This window comes from Streptomyces sp. NPDC060184 (genome assembly GCF_042728795.1).
In the GTDB taxonomy this organism is placed as follows: Bacteria; Actinomycetota; Actinomycetes; order Streptomycetales; family Streptomycetaceae; genus Streptomyces.
Window position 1 is genome coordinate 1 of record NZ_JBHWYX010000075.1, and the last position, 22,571, is coordinate 22,571.

Consider the following 22,571-nt stretch of genomic DNA (forward strand, 5'->3'; position numbering starts at 1 on the left):
GCCTCGAAAGGCCGCGGCCACCGCCGTCCCCGGGACCCGCCCGCTCAACCGCCCAGCCGCCGGCTCAGCTCCTCGACGTCCGTCGTCGGGGTCTCGCAGACGAAGTGGCGGCAGACGTACGCGGTCGGCGCCCCGTCCACCAGCGCCCGGTCCACCAGCAGCGGAAACTCCCCGCCGCCCGGCTCCCCCACCGCGACGACCGCGCCCGGCGCCCGTCCCAGCAGCGCCGTACGGTGCAGCTCCCCGCCGGCCGGCCCGGCCACCGCCACCTCGCGGGGCCCGTCGAGCAGCGCCTCGGCGGCGGCCAGCCCCCAGCCCACGAACCGGGGCGCGCGCGGCCCGAGCGCCTTCACCACTCCGAGCGCGCCCTCGGCCGCCGTACGGTGCGCCTCGGAGCCCGTGTGCGCGGCGTACGACAGGAGCGCCCCGGCCGCCGCCGTCCAGCCGGACGGGGTGGCGTTGTCGGTGGGGTCCTGCGGGCGGCGGATCAGCTTCTCCGCGTCGTCCGCCGTGTCGTACAGCTGCCCGCCCTCCCCGGCGAACCGGGTCAGCACCACGTCGAGCAGCAGCCCCGCGAACTCCAGCCAGACCCCCTCGCCGGTCACCGACGCCAGCGCGAGGAACCCCTCGGCGACGTCCGCGTAGTCCTCCAGCACCCCGCTGTTCTCCCCGGCCCGCCCCTCCATCGAGGTGCGGCAGAGCCGGCCGTTCTCGCCCAGGTGGACGCGTACCAGCAGGTCGGCGGCCTCGGTGGCCCGCTCCACCAGATCGGGCCGGTCGAAGTACGCGCCCGTCTCGGCCAGCGCGGCGACGGCCAGGCCGTTCCAGGCCGCGACGACCTTGTCGTCCCGCCCCGGACGGGGCCGCAGCTCCCGGGCGGCCAGCAGCCGGGCCCGGACGGAGGCGACCCGCCCGGCGTCGTCGGCGTCGGCGTCGGCGTCGGCGTCGGCGTCACGGTCGGCGTCACCGCCATCGGGACCGTCCGCCGCCGTACCGGCATCGAGCCGGAGCACCGAGGAACCCTCCTCGAAGGTGCCCTCCTCGGTCACCCCGAAGCGCGCCGCCGCGAACGCCCCGTCCTCCTCACCGAGCACCTCGCGGAGCTGGGCGGGCGTCCACACGTAGAACGCGCCCTCCACGTGCCGGCCCGCGGCGTCCTCACTGTCCGCGTCGAGCGCCGAGGCGAAGCCGCCCTCGGTCGTCCGCAACTCCCTGACCAGGAAGTCCGCCGTCTCCAGCGCCACCCGGCGGGCCAGGTCCGACCCGGTCGACCGCCACAGATGCGCGTACACCCGGCAGAGCAGCGCGTTGTCGTAGAGCATCTTCTCGAAGTGCGGCACCGTCCACTCCCGGTCCACCGCGTACCGCGCGAACCCGCCGCCGAGCTGGTCGTAAATGCCGCCCATCGCCATCGCCGCGCAACTGTCCGCGGCCATCTGCAGGGCGCCCTCGGAACCGGTGCGGGCGTGGTGACGCAGCAGGAACTCGATCACCATCGACGGCGGAAACTTCGGCGCACCGCCGAACCCGCCGTGCGTCTCGTCGTAGTCCCGGGTCAGCCCCAGCAGCGCCCGCCCCAGATCCGACTCGTCCGGCACGCCCTGCCCGCCGTGCGCCAGCGACCGCCCGGCCAGGTCCGCCACGATGTGCCCGGCCACCTCGGCGACCTCCCCGCGCCGCTCGGTCCACGCGGCGGACACGCCTTCCAGCACCTGCCGGAAGGACGCCATCCCGTGCCGGGGCTCGGGCGGGAAGTACGTACCGAAGTAGAAGGGCTCGGCGTCCGCCGTCAGGAACACGGTCATCGGCCACCCGCCCTGCCCCGTCGCCGCCTGCACCGCCTCCATGTACACGGCGTCGACGTCCGGCCGCTCCTCCCGGTCCACCTTCACCGGGACGAAGTGGGCGTTGAGGTAGGCGGCCGTGTCCTCGTCCTCGAAGGATTCGTGGGCCATGACGTGGCACCAGTGGCAACTGGCATACCCGACGCTCAGCAGAACGGGTACGTCACGGCGCTTGGCTTCCTCGAACGCCTCGGGCGACCACGGCCACCAGTCGACCGGGTTGTCCGCATGCTGAAGCAAATAAGGCGAGGTCACACCAGCCAGCCGGTTCATGCGCCCCAGCCTCTCACAGCGCCGGATGCGGCCTACGAGAACGGCACGAACCAGCAGTCAGCGCTCGGCACCCTGGAACGGCAGGCCGGGGCGCCGCAGGGCCGGAACTGGCGTTCCCTCAGGCCTGCGGCTGAACAGTTTTAAGCATTTGCAGGGTGACTTGGATCTCCTTGACCGCACTGATGCGGTCATCGTCACTTGTGTGGAAGTGCATGGTCTCGTTACGGATTTTTCGGACCCGGTCCAGGCGGTCGGCGAAGCTCTGCTGCGGGAACTGCCACCCCGTGGCCTGCCATACGTCATCACGCTTGAGCAGTCCGATGTAGTCGGCGAAGTTCATGCCCTGATTGGCGAGCCTGACGATTCGTCCGGGATCACCCGGGAGGCCGTAATTGCCATGCATCTCCTTCACCTGCATCAAAGCCTTCCTGAGCGCTCGGCGCAGGCGCAGTTCCAGCTCTTGGATTAGGGCGTAGGGGCGCAGTTCCTGTTCGAATCTGTGGGCTAGGTCGTGGCCAGTGACAATCCCAGAGAGGCTGCCGTCGGGATTGACCACGAAAACGCAGCCGTGGTCGGCTACATCGGCCAGGCAGTCCACCATGGGCTCGTCGGTACGTATTGACCGGACCTTCAACACGGCAGCGTCTCCAACCAACGCAGTGGCAGGGCGGTTGGTCGCACCGATTTCCCGCCAGGTGATGGAACCGCGCAAGTGACCGTCTTCATCGAGGACCGGGAGCTGGTCGTACCCGTTCTCGGACAGAAGTTCCACAGCTCGGCTGAGCGGGTCGGTGAGTTTGACGGTCTTCGGCTTACTGCGTGCCGAGGGCAGCCTCCCCACGGTCACCAGCACAGGCGCCGGGCGAACCGGCTCCTCGTCATCGTCACCGCTCACACCCTCTCCGGCTCCAGTAACGATCAGGCTGAAGTCGCTGATGCCCGAGGAGCCGGAACCCTCGTCGGCCAGGAGATCCGCTGCGGAGTCATCTCCTTCCTCCGGCTCCAGTTCCAGGTCGGCGGTCTCCTCACCCAAGGACTGCCGCTCGGCTTCCGGGGCCAGGCCGATGGGAACGACGCGGACGATGTGGTCGATCGACGGGACCTCGGTGATGGGAGGGACGACCGCGAGACCAAGTTCGTCCAGATCCCGGCGAATGGTGGCGGTCGCCTTGTCCGAGCGGCTCACGAAGTCCCAGATGCTGAGCAGGTCACGTACGGCCATTTCCACCAGCTTACCCACCGGGGCTTTGGCGACCAGGTCGGCCAACTCAGCAGGTTTCTCCAAAAGTCTCAGGTCGGCCGGGGCGTCAGGGTTTCCCGGATCGGAGTCCCCCGCCGCAAGCATGGTGAGACGCTTCACAGCATCGAGGCGGCGCAACTCGCTCACTGTGAGCAGGGAGCCAAGCGTCGCACGCAGGTCAGCGCGAAGATCCGTACGCGGTACATCGGTGCGCTTCCAGGTGACTGTGCGTACATGCCGGAGTCCCGGAGCAGCCTCCGCGCGATACTGATAGTCGCCCGTGAGATGTCCGATGGCGATGGTGCCCGCCTTGAGTGGCAGGACGATCAGATCCCCTGGCGACATGACGGCGCGAAACCGCCACAGTTGCCCACGCCAGTTGCCGAGGACACGAGGGTTCTCGCGAGGGTAAGCCTTGGCGAGCTCGGCTTTGAGGTCTCCTGGATTCGCACAGCCTGCAAGGTCGCCGACCTCGGGCCAGCCAGCGATCGTCAAACCCTCGGAGAGGGATACGTCTTCCCGCTCACCGTCCGCCCCTGCACGTACCATCCAGGCCTGTACAGCGCTCACGTCGTCCCCCAGAGCTTCGTGCCGAATCGAAATGCGATTCGTCGAGCCTAGCCGGGAGCTCATGATCATGAAACGCGGGTCATCACTCCGCCCTGCACCAGCCGCACACATGCGCCTGCGTCCGGCTGAGGACGGTGTGGAGCCGACATGAAAGCCGACGGATGAGTCGCCGCATCTCTTCACCGGAATGGCCCCACTCGGACAATCGCCCCTCAGTGAAGCCCTCTCCATATCCATGCCCACCAAGCTGGTCAGTGAGCTCCGCTCCCGAACCGGCCGCCGAGGCCTGTCCAGCTACATCACCGAGGCTGTCAGGCACCAGCTCGCCATGGACGGGCTCGCCGAGATCGTCGCCGCCCATGAGGAGAAACACGGTGCGCTCACGGAGCATGAGATCGAAGCCGCTCGTAGCGAGCTGTTCGGATACGGGAACGCCGAGGTGTCGAGCGGGGTGCTGCGTGAAAGAGCAGCCTGCCCGCTCGCTTGTGCTCGCCTTTTAAGCCCTGCCGCTGCTCTTGCGCAACGACCGCGGTGTAGCGGCTCGCATCGAGGCATCCCGGCAGGCCGGGTCCCCGTCCCCGCGTCTGCGCTGACCATCGTCGAAGCCTTGCAGGGGAAGACCGATCGTGGACGCTTGAAGTGGGTGCTCTCCCGGCTGCGGGTGGAACCGGGCAGCCAGGCGGAATCTCTGACCGCGGTGGCGTTGCTTCATGACGCAGGCTGCACGGGCGCAGGTACGCGATCGACGCCCTCGTCGCCGCGCTCACGCTCCGCGTACCGGCCACCGTGATCGTTCTGGCATCCGACCGGGATGACTGATCGAAGCTCTCCGGGAAGCGCATGATCATCAAGGATGTGTGAGCACCGTCGGCCACCGAGCAAATTGTCCGCGCACCAACGGCAGCATTGTCTCTACTCACGGGCATGAGCGACGCCGTCAGCTCGGCGCTTCGAGTCCGAATCGTCAGCCCGAGGGGAGCCTGAGGTTCGCCGCGCAGTCAGAGCCACGCGGGTCAGAAGAGCGCCTGCTCGGACAGCTCCTCCTTGCTGGCACAGAGCTCCTGAAGAGGGCACTCGGAGCAGGTCGGTCCGACCGCACGGCAGCTGGTCAGGCTCAGCAGCCGTACAGCAGCCATTCGGAGTGGCGCCTCATCGCCCGCGCCAACCAGCTTCGAGAGGTTCACGCGCCCGTCGGTGAGAGTATTGGCGGACTCACGGTCGGAGCAAGTACCTGCCACACGCTCGGCGACGCGGACCGCGCCGTGTGACGCCAGAAGCAGATCATTGCCCCTCAGGAGCCTGAAGACGGCCCTCTCATTTGGCTTGAAGCCAATTGCTTTGATGATCTGCTCGTCGTCCTCCCAGGCCTTTCTCTTTCCAGCAAGGACTTCCAAGCGCTCGAGGGATTTCCGTGCAGCAGCGCTCGGAGCCGAGTCCAGAAGCTTCTTGTAGGCCGCCCGGGGAAGCGTGTTGAGGCCGCGGACTTGGGCCATGACCTCAGCCGCACCCACCAGGCTCCCTCGACCGGTGCTGAGCAGGGCGGCTACGGTCGCCTGGGGGCGCCCCATCTCGCCTCCGGGCAGGGCACTCCAGCCAGTCCCCTCTCGGAGGCGTGTCGCCCAGCCCGTTAGTTCACCACGGAGCGTGCGCCAGAACGACTGGATCGGCTCGTCGACCGAGTTCTCGGGATTTGCTTTCACCGCGAGTGCAGCTGCCGCGCCCAGAAGCGGAGGAACGGCGTTGCCGATCTGACGGAACGCGTCACTCCTCATACCTGCGAAACGAAAACCGTCGGGGAACGTCTGGACCCGAGCAGCTTCCCGGACGGTCAGCGTTCGGGGCTGGCCCGGGTGGATGTACCAGTACCCGTCTTTGGCAATATGAGCCGTGATAGTTCGGCTGAGCTCGTTCCACCCAAGTCGATTGTACTTGTCCGTGAAGTGTTTAGTGTCGTAACGGAAGAGCTTTGACTTCTCGGGATCGTCCTTGTACTTCTCGTAGAGCTCCGAGTAAATACTCTTCTCGTCCATGAGATCGAAGAGTTCCGCGTCGTCCGGGCGAACCGGGCGGGTCATGTGGTCGTGGACCACCCCCTTGGGCGCCCCCTCCCGCATTTCCCTCGCGAACGCGGACAGCTTCCGCCGCGACGAGTGGCGAGTCTCCCGTTCCCCAGTCTCGCCTGTGGGGATTGGTGGAAGATCTGCGATCGCATCACGAAGTGTGACCTTGCGGTCACTCGGAGCAGGCCATCGAAACTCATGGGAGTCCAGCCGCGCCAGGAGGATCAGTCGCCTCCGATGCTGGGGCACGCCAAATTTCCATGCATCCGCGAGTTGGACCTGAGTCGCGTAGCCAGCTTCCTCGAGCATCTCGCTGATGATGCGGACGACCCGGAAGTCATCCGCGAGCCCCATGTCCGGGACGTTCTCCATCAAAACCGCTCGTGGCCTGAGTGCAAGCACGATCTCGATGTACGCGCGCCAGAGTTCCTTGCGAAGATCGTGCTTGGCACGGACACCGGCCTTCACCAGGCTGCGAATCTTGGCACTGCCTGCGCGACTGAAGGGTTGACAGGGCGGACCGCCGGCAACGAGATCTACCTTCACGCCCTCGAACAGCGACAGCAGCTTCCCGCGGTCGTCAGGGCTGCCGAGATCGAGATTGAGACTCATTCCCGGGAAGTTGTGCCGATGGGTCTCAAGCGCACGCTCGTCCCTGTCGACGGCGGCAGCAACTGTCCACCCCGCACGCTTGAGGCCGAGGCTCAGGCCTCCCGCCCCCGAGAAGAGGTCCACTGCCAAGGACTCACCCTTGTGACGGCCTACCCACTCCTGAAAGGTGCCGGGTGTGCAGGAGTCAGGATGCGGCTCCAGAGCGAGGTATTTGCTGCGCACCAGAGTTACCTCGTAGGTACCCGGCGCACGAGTCCTGCCTGACACCCCACACCCTCCGCTCGACACCCCATGACGGGGACCACGACACCACAGCTGTCCCATGACAATCAATCGGATGCCTCGAACCGTCGTACGTGTCGATGGCTTGGCGCGCCCGGCTCGTGCGGTCCGCCCCAGACATACCACTGGGCAGTGACACCGAGTGTTCAGGGCATCGGAAAGTTGGTTGCCTGGTCGTACATCCTAACGATCAGGTAGGTATGAATGTTACAAGAGCCAGGCAGAAGCCCGAACTCTATCCCAGCAGGCCTCCTTCTTACACCATTCGGTGACGTTGGCCGCCGCGGGAGCATCCACGAGGAGGGGCCGTACGACGTCGTTCGCCAGGCTGGGAACAGCCTCACGCAACCAGGCCGGGAGGTCCTGCGTGCGCCAGATCTCGTCCAGGTCGATCCGGTCGGCGCATCGATCCACGACCAGAGACATCACGTAGGTGGCGGTCGGTCCGAGGTAGCCCCCCAGTTTCATGGACTGGATGATCTTCCTGGTGCGACCGAAGATGATCGCCTTGGCAACCAGGTGTTGGAAGTGCTGGCGGTCGGGCACTACAGGAGCCTCTCCGCCAAGAACATCGGACGTCCAGATCTGGAAGCACTTCTCTGCGCCCAGACTCACATCGTGGGGACGCCCGATGAACGCCAGATCATACTTGGCAAGGTCAGTCTTGCCGAACTTCTGGGCGATGGGGTTCTCCGCCCGGAACTCACGCTGTTGTTTACCTCTGTCCCGCCTGGAGAGGTCCACCTGGTATTGGCCACGCACCCGCTCGTAGTACCAGCGAGATTGCGCCGTACGGCCCTCCCGCGCCGGCACCCACTCGGAACGAGAGAGCCTTTCGAGCGCCACATGGAACGGTCCGTTGGCCTGGAAGTCCGCTTCCTTGATCGCGTTCTGGGAGTTCGCACACCGCGAGATCTCCGAGACGAGCTGGTCCAGTACGTCACCGCCGACCACGGTGATCTTCATGGACACGGACACCCCATCCAGGCTGCGTGGGTCCCGGGTCCACATGTTGTGCAGCGAAGCCGTTGTCTGGCCTCCGTTGACGATCTGCAGGTTCACCAACTGGCTGATCTCGTGGACACCCCCGTTTCCAGGTGCTGCGACCACAGCGCTGGCGGTCGCCGACACACCGTTGTTGTAGGCGAGGAAACGCCCAGGGGTGTTTCGGACGGTCTCCCCGATGCCTTTGTTGACCTTGGTGCGGGCCTGCAGGTAGGCACGCACGTTGCGCTGGAGCAGCTTGGCACCGTACTCGTCGTACAGCTTCGCGATGACGTCTCCGGGTATCGCGGTCAGCAGGCACGAGTAGTCGTCGTCCCCCGGCACCGGCAGGCAGGCAAGAGGCGGGTCCAAGTGGATCACCGTGTCCTCCTCCGGCCTTCCGGACGAGGCAAGACGGTGGAGCCGCGCGATGTCCCAGAGTTCGTACGTGCACCTGAGGCCGGCAACCTCCTCCTCGTCCCACGCGTCGACGGTCACACGCCCGTCGGTGACGAGGAAGATCCTCACCTTGGACAGCTCGGGCCAGGCATTGTGGATCGCGAGCGCCATCGGGTGAGCGCGATCAGTCTCGGCCAGATCCAGATGGATGCCCCGACGGCAACGATCCACAAAACTCCGGGCCCGCCGAAGAGCCCGCTGAACCTCGGCTTTCCGGATCACCTCGGCCTTCCGGTTCAGGTCGGCGGTCACGATGTCCAGCACGCTTCCGCCGCGACCGATGAAGTACCCGAAGACCTCCATCGCTCCGCGTCCGGTGTCGGTCTCCTTCCGGAAATAACAGGGCTCGACACCTTCGAGCGCCCCGTCCTCGACCAGGTAGCCGCCCACGGTCTCCGTGAAGGAGTCGTTGAAGTAGGGCGTCCCCGTTGATTCCCCGAAACTCGCGCGGGCGGTCTCGTGGAGATCCTCCGCGAAGTCCCGCAGATCACTCTCGGACAAGGTGCTCCTCCCCCAGGCGATGCGTCTCGTCCTCTAGCAGGTCTCGAGCCGTGGCCTCGTCCACCTGGAATGGGCCACAGAGCCGCAGGTCCAGATTGTAGGAGACGCCTGACACGCCAGCGGGGAGCATCGAGCTGACGATACTTGGGAAGCCGTCCTCGACGCGGTAGAACCTGCGCCCGGCGAGTATCCAGCGCTCGTCCTCGTAGTGACGCCGGTGGCTCTCGACCCAGCCAGCCTCCAGCAAGGCATCCTCCAGTTCGGACAGCTGGCAGGCCAGACCGCGGTGCTCCCGCAGCTCGTCGATCAGTTCAGGAAGGCTGAGCCCTGTGGAGTCCCTGCGGAGTGTCTGGTGCGTAAGTAGGAGAGTCGTGAGTGACCCGATATCAAGCTGATCCTCACCGTGGATCCGGCACCGCGGGAACCGCTGGCTGCTGACCGTGGTCTTGGTCTCCAGTCCCCATCTGCCCCACAGGAAGTCCTTTGCGCCGCCGCGCGGGCCGGTCCAGCTAGCGACCGCGTTTCCGGCGACGGCACGAACCACGAAGTCCCTGAGCACAAGCAGCTCGCCGAACAGGCCCGCCCGCTCCTCCGGTCCGAGAACCTGTCCAAGCCCTCGCCCCAGCATGCGCTGCCATGTGGCGATCCGGCGGGTGACGGTCGCCGCAGGCACCGCCGACGTGCTGGCCAAGTGCCCCAGCAGGTCGGCCAGCAGGGCGGAGAACACGCCGCGATCGGTACTCGGCTGGGCCACGATCTCCACGTTCCCGGCATGGACCGAGCAGGTGAGGCCGTTGGCGAGCACCAGGTCTCGGTCGTCGAGGTGCTCCGAGCTGTCGATGAGCACGGCCCACTCGCCATCGGGAAACCTGACCTCGGCAAATACGTCAAGCGTCATGGCGGACTGCAGGCGACGGCGCACTGCACCCTGTCCAACAGGCTTCTCGGCCCCCAGGAGATCGAAGAGCGCTGATATCTCCGCCGCATTCGGGCTCGTCACGCTTCCTCCGCCTCGTCCGCGACCATTCCCCGGAGTTCCTTGAGGTAGATCTCATTGACGCGGTACCTCGTGGACTTGGCGCTTCCGGACGTCGGCAGAGACAGCGCGTAACCCACGAGCGGAAGTCGTTGTGTCGTACCGTCGGCACCGATCCGCGTAACCTCCGTCAGGCCGTCGGGGTACGCCACCTGAGTCGCGTCCACCGGGTAGATGAGGAGAAGCCCCTCACGTGCGTCACGGTGTCGACGCAGCTGTCGGCCGCTCGGCCGCACGGGCTCCTTACCGCCACCGCCACTCTTCCTGAAGTCCAGCCGGGTTGCCTCCAGAGCCTGCTTGTGGACCGCCAGCGGGATCCCGATCGCCTCGTGGCCCGGGCTGACCAGCACTCCTATCGGGAAGTCCGTCCCTTCCTGCACCTGATCGTCGGGGTTCACGTCCAAAGGGTTACGGGTGACCTGCCTGAAGGTGTCTCCGCCTACGTCCAAGCGCTGGTTAGGAGAGGCACCGGCGGTCACTGCTACGGTCCACGAGGTGAGCTCGCCCCGCGCGACCTGGTTCTCGATGTATTGCTTGAGGAGGCTGGGCGATGCCTGGAGGTTCCTCCCCGACGCGCTGAAGCCGTCCAGGAACTCGGTTACCACTCGGGCGGGAACCCCGGTCCGGAAGAACCCCGTGCTGCCGTACCGCAGTTCCGGTGCGAGTTGGTCGCAGTCCTCGATGTCCTCCACCAGGCGCTCCATACGGGCGTAGTTCTCGGCGATGTCGTGCCTGCCCGTGCGCATGAAGAGCGTCTCGGGACGCTGGCCGGCCGAGGAGAGGGAGATGACCGTGGAACCGCGCATCTTCGCGGTGGCGGTCACCTGGAGCTTCTCGTAGCCGTCAAGTACTCCTAGGCCCACGTCGGCAGGCCGCTTGTTCGTTTCCGCCAAGAACGAAACGAGATCCATTAGTTCGCGATTCGCACGAGTGACGTGCACGAATGAGTTGACCAGGTTCTTCGTGGTGTAGAGGCGGGTCACGTCCAAGTAGCCGTTCCTGTAGCCGAACCACCTGCCCATCTGCATGAGCGTGTCGTAGGTCCTGGACGCACGCAGGTAGTACGAGACCGTGAGGCCCTCCAGCGTCAGACCGCGGGAGAGCTTGTCGCCACCAACCGCGATGACTGTCGCTGGCGTGCTCGACTCGTACTCGAGGACGTCCGCTGCCAGACCGTTGATGGTCTTCACACCCTTGACGCAATCCTCCAGCACACCGGGGATCTGGACGAGGACTTGGTCGAAGTCGACCGGCTCTCCCACAAGACCGCTGAGATCCGACCGCTCACGCAACGATTCGTAGGTGCTTACATGGTCACGTTTCCAGAGTTCACGGAGTCGGCCCCGCAGGTGCTGGCCGGCCGCTCCGTGATCTCCCCAGAGGTTGTCCATCTCCCGTAGATGGGACCTGATCTGGTCCGCGACCGCGACCTGGGTAGTCCGGTAGCGGGTGACGTGGACGAGCATCGTGTTGTGCCCTGGCTCCACGCCATACTCCGCAGTCCGCGCCTTCCGAGTGGCTGTCGAGAGCACGAAGGCATCGACGGCCTCGACCAGGGATCCGGGGAGGCGGCCCACAGGCCTGTGGTCCTTCGTGTGGTCGTCGGGCAGCCAGGCCGACTCGTCCTCAACGATCCGAATCACGGGAAGCGGCTCACGGACCTCGTCCGCTGCTGGATCGTTCAGTCCGAATACGGTCTCTGGACCACAGTAGTTGGACGGCGGGTTCAGAGCCACGATGAAGCTGCTCGGGAAGAGGTCATCCCCGTGCTTCGGGTGATCGGTGTCGTTCGAGATGAAGATGTTCGCGAACGGAGTCGCTGTGTACGCCACGTAGGCGCGCTTCTTGAAGGTACCGAGGATCTCCCTTATGCAGCGGTTGATCGCGGTGGGATCGTGGTCGGGATCGCTGGCCGTTCGACCTCGTCGCGGCTTCTTCGTGTCCACGGACGCGTAGTCGGCCTCGTCGTCAATGATGAGCAGCGGAAGGTCTGTGATCACCTTCTTGCCGTCCGGCTGCTCCGTTCCGTGTCCCTGGAGCCACAGCTGGAGGTTCTCCAGGATGCGCGCGTTCTTCTTCACCACCGCGAGAAGGCGCACACGTCGTGGGTCTACTGGTGTCGACTCAAGGGTGTTGGTGTTGAAGTCCTTGTTCTGTGTGGTCATCGACATGCACAGCAGGGGCTCTTTCATGTCGAGGTTGCCAACCCCGATGTGTGTGGACCCGGCTGTGCGCTCGCGCATGAATCGGGTGTCGAACCCGAGGAACTCCAGGTCCAGACGCGCCTGTGTCTGGTGGCGAAGGCTCTCGTGCGCCCCGGTGAGGACGATCACCACACGGTAGCCAGCATCGACAGCCTTGCAGACGAGACCCGTGTAATTAGCTGTCTTTCCGGACTGGACCTGGCCGTAGGTAAGCCCCCTCGTCAGCCAACTTCCTGGGCGCTCCGGGTCCTCCATGAGGGACAGCACCGTGTTCGTCGAGTCGCTGAGCGTCTCGACCGTCGCTGGCTTCCACCCTTTCCTGTGCAACAGCCAGTTCTTGTAGCGGTCCCAATACCGCCACTCGATGTCGTTCTCACGCATGCCGAGCCACTGGTTGTGCTTGTCCGGATCGACGACCCAGACCTCCCGAGGAGCCCAGACGTTGAAACGCTCCTCGAGGGCACGGACGATCTCGTCCGCAGTCACGCCGGGACGCACCAGACGGACGATCCCGTACACCTCTTCCGCCACCTTGAGGAGGGACTCTCGGGTCCTGGAGGAGCGGTCGATCCGCATAACCATCGCTTCGGCAATGTCGAGAGCGAACTTCAGGTCATCGCTGCTCATCTTCCCACTCCGTCCGTGCTTACTTCTGAGGTCAGTTCAGCCACCAAGGCTGGGAAGCGGTTGAAGGGCTCAACCGAGGACAGCGCCCGTACCAGGCGCCCCCGCGCGGCAGGATCCTTCGGCAGTCCGACGAGCATCGCTGCCAGCTCGGCACGGACCACGTTCTCGTCATCGCGCTCGAGCGCCGCCTGGGGGGTGCGTGTCTCATCCCGCTCCGCCTCGATGGCGATCAACCCGACCGGCACGGTGCGCTCGACCAAGCGCAGCAGAGCCTCAACCGCTACTCTGCCAGGCGCCTCCAACGCGGCCTGCACGACAGGGTGCTGGCGATTGACGACGTAGTCGGTCATGCCGCCCCTCTGCCGCGACAGCCAGGCGAACGTGATCTCCCCACCTCGGCTTCGCGCCAGAGTCACAGCACGCTGCCGGAAAGCCCGGACGGAGGCCTCACGCGCGGCACAGGCTAGCCGCGTGAGGTCGGCTTCAAGGCCGGGAGGCACATGCACTCGGGATTTCCGCACGTCGACCTGCCAAGCCGAGTCCGCCTTCTGATCGATGTCCACCTCGATCCGGGCAAGACGGGTCTGATGGGTGTTCGTGAGCTCCGGAAGCCCGAGCCAGCCTCCTGCGGAGACCAAGCGGTTGCGTCTGTACACGTAGAAGCCCTGTTGGCCGTTCCACCCACGCGGCCCGGCTGCGAGGTCCAGTTCCTGGTTGCTGAGGCGCGAAGGGTGGGGAAGAACGAACGGAGTAACCTTCACCAGCCCCTGCAGGCCAAGGAACTCCGTGCCCAGATCCTGCGTGGCCATCCACTTCCGCCAGAACGGATCCCAGGCCCTTACGCTGCGTGGACCGACGCGCAGGTCGAGTGCGCCAGCGGCCAGGAACCTGTGGAACCACATCGCCAGCCGGACTCGGGCCTGGCCTATGCGCTGGGCCAGCACCCTTCCTTCGCCGGCGTTGTCCAGGTGCCGCCACAGCACCATCGTCCCGGTACCCGTGAAGGCGACCTCCCTCGCGATCTGCAGGGCGTCGGCGTCAGCCTCTGTGAGTACTTCCCAGTCGTCGACCCTCGCGACGTGCTCGAGGTCCCACGAGCGGCAGGTAAGTCGGCCAGCTCTACGAGACAGAACGGTCAGCAGACGACACTGGGACAGAGACGCTGTCTTCAGGCCGAGCCCGAAGCGTCCGAGATCGACTTGGTCGCGGAGCGCCGCCGGCCCATCTCCTCCCAGCCGCAGTGCGTCGTGAAGCACGGCCTCGGTCATGCCCTTGCCGTTGTCGACGAGCGCGACCCAGCTCTGGCCCTCCGTGGTCGAGAACTCGACCCGCACCTGGGTCGCTCTGGCCGCGATGCTGTTGTCCACCAAGTCAGCGAGCGCGGTGGCCATGTCGTAGCCGAACGCACGCAGGCTCTCCAACAGAGCGGACGCCCGTGGCGGGTTCCGCACCCCGACTCTGGACTCCTGCCTCACAACACCCCGCTTTCGTGTCAAGCACTGCATGCACAGGGTAAGGGAGGCCACCGACACCGGTAGCCCTGACTGGATCTCCGGCAATCGTGCCTTCCTCGTGGGGATCTGTGGGTTACAGGCCATTGATCGCTCTGCCTACGTCAGCAAGTAAGTGAGCAGGCGGAGGAAGCGAGACCGTTGTGCAGGTCGAAGTGTCGTTCCCAACGGACGGCCCGGCGCTCGAGCTGACGGAGCAAGGCGAAGGTCTGCTCAACAGCTATCGGGCCCTTCTCGGCTTGGCTGCCATCCTCTGCTGCTATGAACGCCTGATCCGCCCCGCCATGTGGGACACGGTCTAAGTGAGCGTTTTGTTCACATATCAGGTGTCTGGCTATGGTTCTGAGCGGTCAAGCGTGGCCGCCTGAGCGGTGATTCGCCGGGGATGCGGCTTGTGCGGCAATCCGTGGACCAGTAGTGCGCCGGTTTTCCGATGAGAGATCCCGTCTCATTCAGAAGCAACCTGGTTCATGCGGGTCTGCGAACTCACGCCCCGGCGCCCCGGATACCTCGCCACACGCCCTGCCCACGTTGGCTGCAGCCGTGTACCCAGGCATCATGCAGCCCTCACAGCCCTACCCCAGCGACCTGTCCGACGCCCGCTGGGAACTCATCCGCCCCACCCTGGAAGCCTGGCGCCAAGCCCGCGCCGGCATCCGCAAGCCCACCCACGACCTACGCACCCTGATGAACGCCATACTCTACGTCGACCGCACCGGCATACCCTGGCGCTACCTCCCCCACGACTTCCCACCCCACCAGACCGTCTACGGCTACTTCGCCCGCTGGGAAGCCGACGGCATCTTCGACCAGCTCACCAACATCCTCCGCGGCAAGGTCCGCAAGGCCGAAGGCCGCGCAAGCCACCCCAGCGCCTGCCTGATCGACAGCCAGAGCATCAAGACCTCCGCCACCGTCCCCCTGACCAGCCAAGGCATCGACCCGGCCAAGAAGATCATCGGACGCAAACGGCACATCGTCACCGACACCCTCGGCCTCCTCCTGGCTGTCGCCGTCACCGCCGCGAGCGTCCACGACTCCGCGGCCGGCACCCAGCTCATGACCAAGGTCGCCGCACTCCACCCGACGCTCAGCAAAGCCTGGGCCGACAACGGCTACAAGACCAAAGCCGTCGAACGCGCAGCCCGACTCGGCATCGACCTCGAGATCGTCCAACGCGACCCCACCACCCGAGGATTCCACGTCCAGCCACGCCGATGGGTCATCGAACGCACCCTCGGCTGGCTCATGCACCACCGCCGCCTGGCCCGCGACTACGAAACCCACCCCCACCGATCAGCCGCCATGATCCAACTGGCCGCCATCAACCTCATGACCCGCCGCCTCACCCACGAGTCCACCCTCAACTGGCGCGGCACCTAGACCAAAAGAAACAGACACCAGAGAACAAAACGCTCACTAAGCATCCAGCGGCACGCAGAGTCGCCGACCGGCAACAGAACGGACACATCGCGTCGCCATACTTCCTCGAAAGCCTCCAACGCCCACGGCCACCACGCGACCGGGTCCTCGGCATGCTGCAGCAGGTACGGGGAGGTCACGTCCGCGAGACGGTTCGGCATGCCCTGCATCGTCGCGCATCCGGCGGCCGGTGCGCGGCTGGTCAGGCCGGTCCGGACCCGCCGGATACCGCTGTGCCCCCGGCTCGGCGTCCGCGGGGGTGAGCGGCAGGACCGCCGCGCTCATGCCGCCCCGTCGCGAACTGCGCCGTATGCCGCGCAGCGGACGGGCCGCCGGGACAGCCATGGCGACCAGTACCCCGAGCAGGACGTCGATCGCACAGGGCACTTCCAGGGTGGGCAGCCCCAGCCGACCGGCCGGGGCTGCGGAACCAGGCAGATCAGAACCAGCCCTACCGCCCTCATCGACCTTGAGACCACTCGTCGCCGCGCTCGCACTCCGCGCTCTGGGCCCTGTGGTCGTTCTGACCTTCGACCGTGACGAGTGGTCGAAGGTCTGCGGAAGCCGTGTCGTAACCCGAGAGATGTGAAGAGCCTGGTCTACTCGGTCTGTGAGTTCACTGGCACCAGTGGCAGCTGGCATACCCGACGCTCAGCAGAACGGGTACGTCACGGCGCTTGGCTTCCTCGAACGCCTCGGGCGACCACGGCCACCAGTCGACCGGGTTGTCCGCATGCTGGAGGAGGTACGGGGAGGTGGTGTGCGCGAGTCGGTTGACCATGCCCCCAATCCTTGCGTACCGGGCGTGACGTCGGGGGGACGGGCTCACCGGGCGGGAGAGTTCGGCCCCCGGAGGGCCCCGCCCGGTGCGGCGGCGAACCCGGCCCGGGCACCGCAGGGCCAGCAAGCTGAACCGAGCAGCTCCGGAACAGACGAGCATCCTCGAAGAAGGCACGCCATGACCGCCGAGATGGTCGTTCCCGCCTCGATGCACCAGCAGATCGGCGCGGAGCAGTACGACTCCTGGCCCGAGGAGAGTTGCGCCGGCGTCGAAGTCGTGGACGAAATCGTCGTCGTGAGCCCGAAGGCCTCCAAGCGCCACAACCGACTGGCCCGCGTCCTGGCCAACGCCCTGGACACCGCCGCGGGCCCGGACTGGCACGCCGACACGGACTTCGACGTCCGCCTGCAGGACGTTCCTCTCACCAACCGCCGTCCGGACGTCATCGTCCACCGGGCGGAGACCATCGACCTCACACCCACCCGCCCCGAGCACGTGCCCCTGGTCGCCGAGGTCGTGTCCCCGGGGTCAGAGACCACCGACCGGACCGTGAAGAAGGACGAAGGCCGGCCGGCGTGCGGTCCGCACCGCCTCGGCCAGGCTAGAAGCGATCTTGGTCGTGAACCCGTTCATCAGGAGACTCGTCGTTCACCTCAGGATTGTCCCGCAATTCCTGGTGGGTGCGCGACGACAGCTACGGCACCTCGCCGCGTGTCGGAACGTCCGACAACTTTTCGCGCAGAGTGCCCCAACCCGCCAGCTCCGCCGCCAGGTCGGAAAGGGATCACCGCCACCAGTGACTCACCGGAAGCGCACGTGGCGGAGCGCATGGCCCGCACTCAAGACAATGGGTGCGTCCCACCGCTCGGCTTCCGTCATCGCCTCTCACATCCGCGCTGCGGGCGCGGCATCGCCTGCCCGCACCACTTGGCCGTCACGGAACGGGCGGGTTCCGTCCGACGCCGTCGGGCAGGTCGTCAGGCCGTGCAGCCGAGGGCGTTCTTCACTCTCGGAACGAAGTCCGCGGCAAACGCCTCCAGGTCCTTGCGGCGTCGGGTGACATCACCCTTGACCTGCGTGCTGAGGTTCATCTGCACCGAGAGGAAGTCCGCGTCCGGACTCGAACATGCCGTGCTGACCATCGCGTTGCGGTCACCCACCGCGCCCAGCCCCTCGAACGGCAGGGCCGGGATCTTCTTCCGGTTCACGAACCGGAAACTCTCCAGGTCATCCATGGGGTCGTTCAGCTTCTTGTTCATCTCGACCGTGAGATCCACTACCAGCCAGTCGTCCACCTCGATCTGGCATCTCCCCCAGGTTTTCTTCCCCGTGTCGACGAGCGACCCGCCCACGGTTCTGAACTTCTCGCCGTCGACGAGGAACGGGTCGAGCGCCTTCTCACTCAACCCGACCCCGCACACTTCCTTCGGAACGGCGTACTCCCGCCCGCCGCCACCGCATGCCGCGAGCGACAGGGCGAGGCATCCGACGAGCCCCGAGGCGGCGGCGAGCCGCCCGGCTGTTGAACTCACTGATCCCCCACGATCCCTTCGGCCTTCTTGTTGCCGTCATTGGCCGACGCGCCGATCTTTGAGTACACGCCGGTGTCCTGGGAAAAGCCCTCGTGGGCCGGGTCCTCGGCCCACTGGCCGTTCTGCTGGTACCAGACGTCCGCCAAGGCTCTGAGTTCCGCGTTCCGGCTCTGGTAGGTCTCGACGTGGTTGGCCTGGGCCGTGTCGTTGATCTCGTTCTGCCTGTCCTGGAGCCAAGCGGACGTCACCACGTCCACTCCGCGCTGAGCGGCGTCCCCCCAGGGGCCCAGCATCGCGTTGGCAGCGCCACCGACGACGTGGTAGGCCCATGTCCTGTGCCACGAGGCGTCGGTGAGGTCACCGTCCTTCTCATCGTTGGTCGCCTGGTATCGGGCTTCCTCGATGAATCCGATCGTGCGACCGGCCCGGTCGAGGCTGTCCTCGGGGTGATCGGTCTCCGCGAACATGTCGGCCACGATCGCGTGATGCATCTGGTCCGTGAGCTCGGCGTAGGAGTCCTTGTTCCGTGCGATCTGTTTGGTGACCTCCATCAGCTGGTTCGCGTCCATACCGTGGGTTCCCAGGGGGTCGCTCATCGCCAGATGGACGGTGTCGCCGTGGTTGCCGAGAGCGAACGCCATGTCGTCGCGCATCTCCGCCGGGAAGTCGTTCCCCTTCGCAGCGAGGAAGCCCAGGGAACGCTTCATGGCCGCGTCCTGCTCGGCAGTGTGCGGCAGGAACTCCGACGCGGGGGCGTCCGGACCGGTTGCGCCCGAAACGGCCGCGAACATCGCGCGCCCGGTCGCCTCCAGCGCCTCGTTCCCCCCGTCCTTCACCGGTGAATCGTCGAAGTACTGCCGGTCCTTGAGTACCCACTCTGCGTTGTCCTGCGGCTCCCTGGTGTTGAAGAACGTAGTTGCCGCGTCGGGGCTGCCGGCAAGGGCCGTCATGAGACCGGTCATCGGGTCGCGGCCGAACTCGGCGTCACCGATGAAGTTCATCCTGGGCATCAACTGCCCGTTGCCCTGCCAGAACTTCTCCGGTAGCTCCAGCTCCTCCTCCTTGGCGACCAGTGCGTTGCCGTACGCGTTGAGGAACCGGTCGTCGTAGTCGCCGGTGCGCAGGAGGTTGCTCATCAGCTGGTAGCCGTAGAGGTTCCCGCCGCGTGTCGGGTAGACGTCGCCGGAGAAGCGCACCATGTCGTTCTCCCACTGCCGCATGGCCGGGCTGTCCGACTGGGTCGCCCCGGCCAGAACGGCGCCCAGGTTCTGCTGGAACGAGCCGAGTTGATCGATTTCCGTCCTGATCAGCTCGTCCGGGTTGTCCGGGCTGGAGAGGTCGGCCCAGAACTCCAGCATCCTCTTCGGACCCACCCGGGTGGCAAACTCCTCCTGGAACAAGGGGTCGTTCCTGTACGAGGTGAGCAGATCGTTGAGCCTCTGGAACTCTTCCGGCGACATCTCGTCACCGTTCTCCTTGAGGATCCTGGCCGCCTCATCCGCCCTGCGGATCGCGTCGACCGCCGCGTCACGGTCCCCGTACGCGGCGCCGGAGAACCCGAACTCGGCTTGGTCCACCAGAGCCCGCAAGACGGTCGAGGCGGTCGTGTCGCTCTCCGACGCCCGCCCCATGATCACCTGTACGTCGTCCCTCAGCTGATCGGCATCCTGCTGGGAGTGGTCCGGGACGTCATGCCCCACACCCGCCCGGTCCGGGTGGATGAGCATCGTCACGGTGAATCCGCCGCCACCGGTGGAGGTCACCGTGAGGTTCTTCAGGCGGCCCCGCTCCAGAGCCTGGTCGAGCTGCTGCTTGTACCCCACCAGTTCGTCGTGGGTGTCCTGGAGAATGTCGTGGATGCTCTTCGCCTGGGTATGCGCGTCGGTGAACTCGTCGGCAGTCTTGGTGATGAACTCCCGGGAGACCGTGGCGTTCGTACCAGCCCAATTGGCCTTTTCGGCCTTGCACTTCAGATCGTCTCGTGCGTCGGTCTCCAACGCACCCAACTCCTCCACCACGCCCTGCCAGGCGGTGACGGCCTGGCTGAGACGACCGAAATCCGCCAGCCTCAGGGTCTCGAAGTCCATCAGCGCTGCGTCCTCTCGGTGAATCCGCCATCCAGCGTCGCGATACTGCTCACGACTCCGTAGACGTAACTCTCGTCACCTGCGTGCGCGTTCCGCGTGAAGTCCATGTGGTTGGAGATGTGCGCGCACGCGTCCAAGAGGGTCTTCAACTGCTCTTCCCAGCGCTTCTGGACATGGTCGAGGGCGCCACCCAGGGAGAAGCCCTGGGCCTCCAGATCCCTCGCTGCCTCCTGGCTGACGGACCAGGCGTCGCGACCATGGTTTCCGAGATCACCGAAGAGCCGGTACGCGGCGTCACCGACGGCCGCCAGATCATGCTGGTCGACTTCGAGATCCCCCTGCGGCGCTGCGGCGTCCCCTTCGTCCGGCACCCGGTTCAGACGCATGGCCGTCGACCGCCGATCCGCCGCCCGAGTCTTCAACTGCTCCCACTCGTCCCAGGCCATCAGGCCCCTCCCCCATCAACATGCACACCGCATCCAAAGTTGAGCCTAGGAAGTTTGACGACTCTCAGCCACCCTCACCCCCGTCATCGCGCCACCGGATCGAGCCTCCGCCCGAGGTGTTCCGCACCGGGCACGGGCCGCCGACCAGCTCCCACACGGAAGGGCCGTCGTACAGGAGGCGTCAAACCAGCCACGCCCGGCGCGACCAGCGTCGAGGGACTGTGTCCGTAAACAGCGGCTGCGGGCACCCGTAGCCACGCGCCTGGGCCCACACGTCACCCAGCGCTGGGCGCCCGTGCACCAACATCACTGGGCGGAGCGCTTCAAGTCCCCTGCCCCGCGCGGCTGTTCAGAAGATCCCCGGCCGCCCCCGCAAACCGGGCCATGGTGACCGGGCCGATCGGTCGACGCCGGGGCAGGGGACCACCAGTTCCGCCCCTTCGGGCACCCGATCGTGCCCCGTGGCTTCCTGACCCGGCACCGTCGGTGCGTTTAGCGTCCGTGGGTGACCCTTTGGACCTCTCTCGAACCCGCCTCCGCGACCGTGGACCCGGGTGACAGCACGACCGTGCGGCTGCGTCTGCGCAACACCGGTGACGTGGTGGACGAGTACCGTTTCGAGGTGGTGGGCTCACTCGCGCCCTGGGCTCTCGTGGAGCCGCAGTCACTGCGGTTGTTCCCGGGGACGACGGGGGACATCACAGTGACGTTCTCCCCGCCGCGCACGTCGGACGCGGCGGCCGGTCCTCATCCGTACGCGGTGAAGGTCACGCCGACGGAGCATCCGCAGGCCACCACGGTCCCGGAGGGGAACCTCACCGTCACCCCGTTCACGGAAGTGCGGGCGGAGCTGGTGCCTCCGACGGTGAAGGGGCGTTTCCGCGGGCGCCCCAGGCTGGCCGTGGACAACCTGGGCAACACCAAGCTGACGGCGTCGGTCCGTGGCAGCGACAACGGTGATCAGTTGTCGTACGACATCCATCCGAGCAACGTGCAGATCGAGCCGGGGCGTGCGGCGTTCCTGAAGGCGACGCTGAAGCCGCGGCAGATCAATTGGTTCGGGTCCAAGGAGGACCGGCCGTACACCCTGGCGGTGCAGCGGTCGGGTGCCGCGCCGCTGGACGTGGCGGGCACGTACGTGCAGAGGAGTGTCCTGCCGCGCTGGCTGGCGGCCTTCATGAGCCTCGTCCTCGCTCTGGCGATCGCGTTCGTGATGCTCTGGCTCACCCACAAGCCCCGGGTCGACTCCACCGCCGCGGAAAAGCTCCAGGAGGCCGCCACAGCCACGTTGGCACCCCCCGCGCCGGCCCCCGAGGCGCCGAAGGCGACGCCCGCCGCGCCCGCCACGGCACCACCGGCCGCCGCCGCGACGCAGGAGGCGGGCGACGGCGGGGCGGGAGGCGGCGGTTCCGCCGAGAAGGAGCCCGAGCCCCAGGAGCGGACCGCGGCGACCGCGGTCCGGCAGAAGGCCGCGGAGAAACCGGGCGAACCGCACATCTGCTACCGCGTCCACGTGAGGGGCGGCGACTGGTCCGACGCGGTGTGCGACGGCGACACGGCGGGCACGGAGGGATCAGGGGATCAGATCGTCTCGGTCAACATCGCGGTGTCCGGGATCAATGGCACGGCCGGCCGCGCGCAGGTCTACAACCCCGAGGGAAGCGGCACCGAGCAGTACTTCCCCGACCCCTGGTCGGAAGCCGTGGACGGCGCCGACAACTACCTCGGCAGCACCGACGAGGACGCCCCCTACATGCGGGGGTTCACCATCCAGGTCGACCACGCCGACAGCGCCGTCTGCCAGACCGCGTACATCCACGACGGCGCCTGGCTCCCCATGGCGTGCGACAACCCCGGCGACCCGCTCGAACTCACCTACGTCGGCGCCCAGGAAAACGACCTGTGGTTCGAAGCGATGAGCCTCACGGTGTGATCCGCGCCCGCCGCCCGACTGCTCCGGGCTCGGTGGCGGGCAACCCGCTGCGGGCTCGGCGGCGGGCACCCATCGAGTCCCACCCGGGGAGAACGCGCCATCGGCGGGCGGTCCCGGGCGGGCTCGCGCCGGTCCCGAGTCCCGGACCGCCCGGTGCGGTCCGGGAC

General features: G+C 66.5%; 13 protein-coding genes and 4 pseudogenes. 5 read left to right on the forward strand and 12 right to left on the reverse strand.

The annotated features are described in order from the left end of the window. Positions 1–44: 44 nt before the first annotated feature. Both ACFWEE_RS31395 and ACFWEE_RS31400 read right to left on the reverse strand, forming a co-directional pair. The gene (locus tag ACFWEE_RS31395) at positions 45–2,117 is read right to left on the reverse strand and encodes a thioredoxin domain-containing protein (protein ID WP_386894425.1); all 2,073 of its coding nucleotides are present in this window, start codon (positions 2,115–2,117) and stop codon (positions 45–47) included. Positions 2,118–2,235: 118 nt separating this feature from the next. Then, a complete protein-coding gene (locus ACFWEE_RS31400; protein WP_386894427.1) occupies positions 2,236–3,927 on the reverse strand; it encodes a CBS domain-containing protein in 1,692 nt (563 codons plus the stop codon). 503 nt (positions 3,928–4,430) lie between these two features. Between ACFWEE_RS31400 and ACFWEE_RS31405 the strand changes: the two are divergent. After that, positions 4,431–4,746, forward strand: a pseudogene (locus tag ACFWEE_RS31405) (DNA-binding protein). A gap of 194 nt (positions 4,747–4,940) precedes the next feature. On the opposite strand, the gene dcm reads toward ACFWEE_RS31405, so the two are convergent. From dcm to ACFWEE_RS31430, 5 genes are all read right to left on the reverse strand, one after another. Continuing rightward, positions 4,941–6,722, reverse strand: coding sequence for a DNA (cytosine-5-)-methyltransferase (gene dcm / locus ACFWEE_RS31410; protein ID WP_386894447.1), 1,782 nt, complete (start codon positions 6,720–6,722; stop codon positions 4,941–4,943). A 366-nt stretch (positions 6,723–7,088) separates the two neighbouring features. Beyond that, the gene (locus tag ACFWEE_RS31415) at positions 7,089–8,825 is read right to left on the reverse strand and encodes an AIPR family protein (RefSeq protein WP_386894429.1); all 1,737 of its coding nucleotides are present in this window, start codon (positions 8,823–8,825) and stop codon (positions 7,089–7,091) included. Continuing rightward, positions 8,812–9,825, reverse strand: coding sequence for a PD-(D/E)XK motif protein (locus ACFWEE_RS31420; RefSeq protein ID WP_386894431.1), 1,014 nt, complete (start codon positions 9,823–9,825; stop codon positions 8,812–8,814). Before ACFWEE_RS31420 ends, ACFWEE_RS31415 begins: the two co-directional genes overlap by 14 nt. Next, on the reverse strand, positions 9,822–12,692 hold the full coding sequence (locus tag ACFWEE_RS31425) for a Z1 domain-containing protein (protein ID WP_386894433.1): 2,871 nt from the start codon (positions 12,690–12,692) through the stop codon (positions 9,822–9,824). The genes ACFWEE_RS31420 and ACFWEE_RS31425 overlap by 4 nt, the downstream gene beginning before the upstream one ends. Beyond that, positions 12,689–14,251, reverse strand: coding sequence for an ATP-binding protein (locus ACFWEE_RS31430; RefSeq protein ID WP_386894435.1), 1,563 nt, complete (start codon positions 14,249–14,251; stop codon positions 12,689–12,691). The genes ACFWEE_RS31425 and ACFWEE_RS31430 overlap by 4 nt, the downstream gene beginning before the upstream one ends. 95 nt (positions 14,252–14,346) lie before the next feature. Here ACFWEE_RS31430 and ACFWEE_RS31435 point away from each other — a divergent pair, with 95 nt between their 5' ends. Beyond that, a complete protein-coding gene (locus ACFWEE_RS31435; RefSeq protein WP_386894437.1) occupies positions 14,347–14,505 on the forward strand; it encodes a hypothetical protein in 159 nt (52 codons plus the stop codon). 256 nt (positions 14,506–14,761) lie between these two features. Further along, positions 14,762–15,586, forward strand: a complete 825-nt coding sequence (locus tag ACFWEE_RS31440; protein ID WP_386894439.1) for an IS5 family transposase — start codon at positions 14,762–14,764, stop codon at positions 15,584–15,586. Between the two features lie 44 nt (positions 15,587–15,630). On the opposite strand, the pseudogene ACFWEE_RS31445 reads toward ACFWEE_RS31440, so the two are convergent. Both ACFWEE_RS31445 and ACFWEE_RS31450 read right to left on the reverse strand, forming a co-directional pair. Then, positions 15,631–15,786: pseudogene (locus ACFWEE_RS31445) on the reverse strand (DUF255 domain-containing protein); the annotation flags it as partial. Between the two features lie 461 nt (positions 15,787–16,247). Then, positions 16,248–16,406 (reverse strand): annotated as a pseudogene (locus tag ACFWEE_RS31450) (DUF255 domain-containing protein); the annotation flags it as partial. A 177-nt stretch (positions 16,407–16,583) separates the two neighbouring features. On the opposite strand from ACFWEE_RS31450, the pseudogene ACFWEE_RS31455 reads away from it, so the two are divergent. Then, positions 16,584–16,970, forward strand: a pseudogene (locus tag ACFWEE_RS31455) (Uma2 family endonuclease); the annotation flags it as partial. A 413-nt stretch (positions 16,971–17,383) separates the two neighbouring features. On the opposite strand, the gene ACFWEE_RS31460 reads toward ACFWEE_RS31455, so the two are convergent. From ACFWEE_RS31460 to ACFWEE_RS31470, 3 genes are read right to left on the reverse strand one after another with little or no spacing between them, the layout of a single operon-like run. After that, the gene (locus ACFWEE_RS31460; RefSeq protein WP_386894449.1) at positions 17,384–17,938 is read right to left on the reverse strand and encodes a hypothetical protein; all 555 of its coding nucleotides are present in this window, start codon (positions 17,936–17,938) and stop codon (positions 17,384–17,386) included. Next, positions 17,935–20,025: a hypothetical protein gene (locus ACFWEE_RS31465; protein WP_386894441.1), complete on the reverse strand. Its 2,091-nt coding sequence runs from the start codon at positions 20,023–20,025 to the stop codon at positions 17,935–17,937. Before ACFWEE_RS31465 ends, ACFWEE_RS31460 begins: the two co-directional genes overlap by 4 nt. After that, positions 20,025–20,471 carry a hypothetical protein gene (locus tag ACFWEE_RS31470; RefSeq protein WP_386894443.1) on the reverse strand — a complete coding sequence of 149 codons (447 nt, stop codon included), beginning with the start codon at positions 20,469–20,471 and terminating at the stop codon, positions 20,025–20,027. Before ACFWEE_RS31470 ends, ACFWEE_RS31465 begins: the two co-directional genes overlap by 1 nt. A 505-nt stretch (positions 20,472–20,976) precedes the next feature. Here ACFWEE_RS31470 and ACFWEE_RS31475 point away from each other — a divergent pair. Continuing rightward, on the forward strand, positions 20,977–22,404 hold the full coding sequence (locus ACFWEE_RS31475; RefSeq protein ID WP_386894445.1) for a hydrolase: 1,428 nt from the start codon (positions 20,977–20,979) through the stop codon (positions 22,402–22,404). Positions 22,405–22,571: the final 167 nt, after the last annotated feature.

What these genes read in the sequence shown, in the direction of transcription:
- ACFWEE_RS31395 (WP_386894425.1), bottom strand. Translation starts at nt 2,117, where the DNA reads ATGAACCGGCTGGCTGGTGTGACCTCGCCTTATTTGCTTCAGCATGCG.
- ACFWEE_RS31425 (WP_386894433.1), bottom strand. Translation starts at nt 12,692, where the DNA reads ATGAGCAGCGATGACCTGAAGTTCGCTCTCGACATTGCCGAAGCGATG.
- ACFWEE_RS31440 (WP_386894439.1), top strand. Translation starts at nt 14,762, where the DNA reads ATGCAGCCCTCACAGCCCTACCCCAGCGACCTGTCCGACGCCCGCTGG.
- ACFWEE_RS31465 (WP_386894441.1), bottom strand. Translation starts at nt 20,025, where the DNA reads ATGGACTTCGAGACCCTGAGGCTGGCGGATTTCGGTCGTCTCAGCCAG.
- ACFWEE_RS31470 (WP_386894443.1), bottom strand. Translation starts at nt 20,471, where the DNA reads ATGGCCTGGGACGAGTGGGAGCAGTTGAAGACTCGGGCGGCGGATCGG.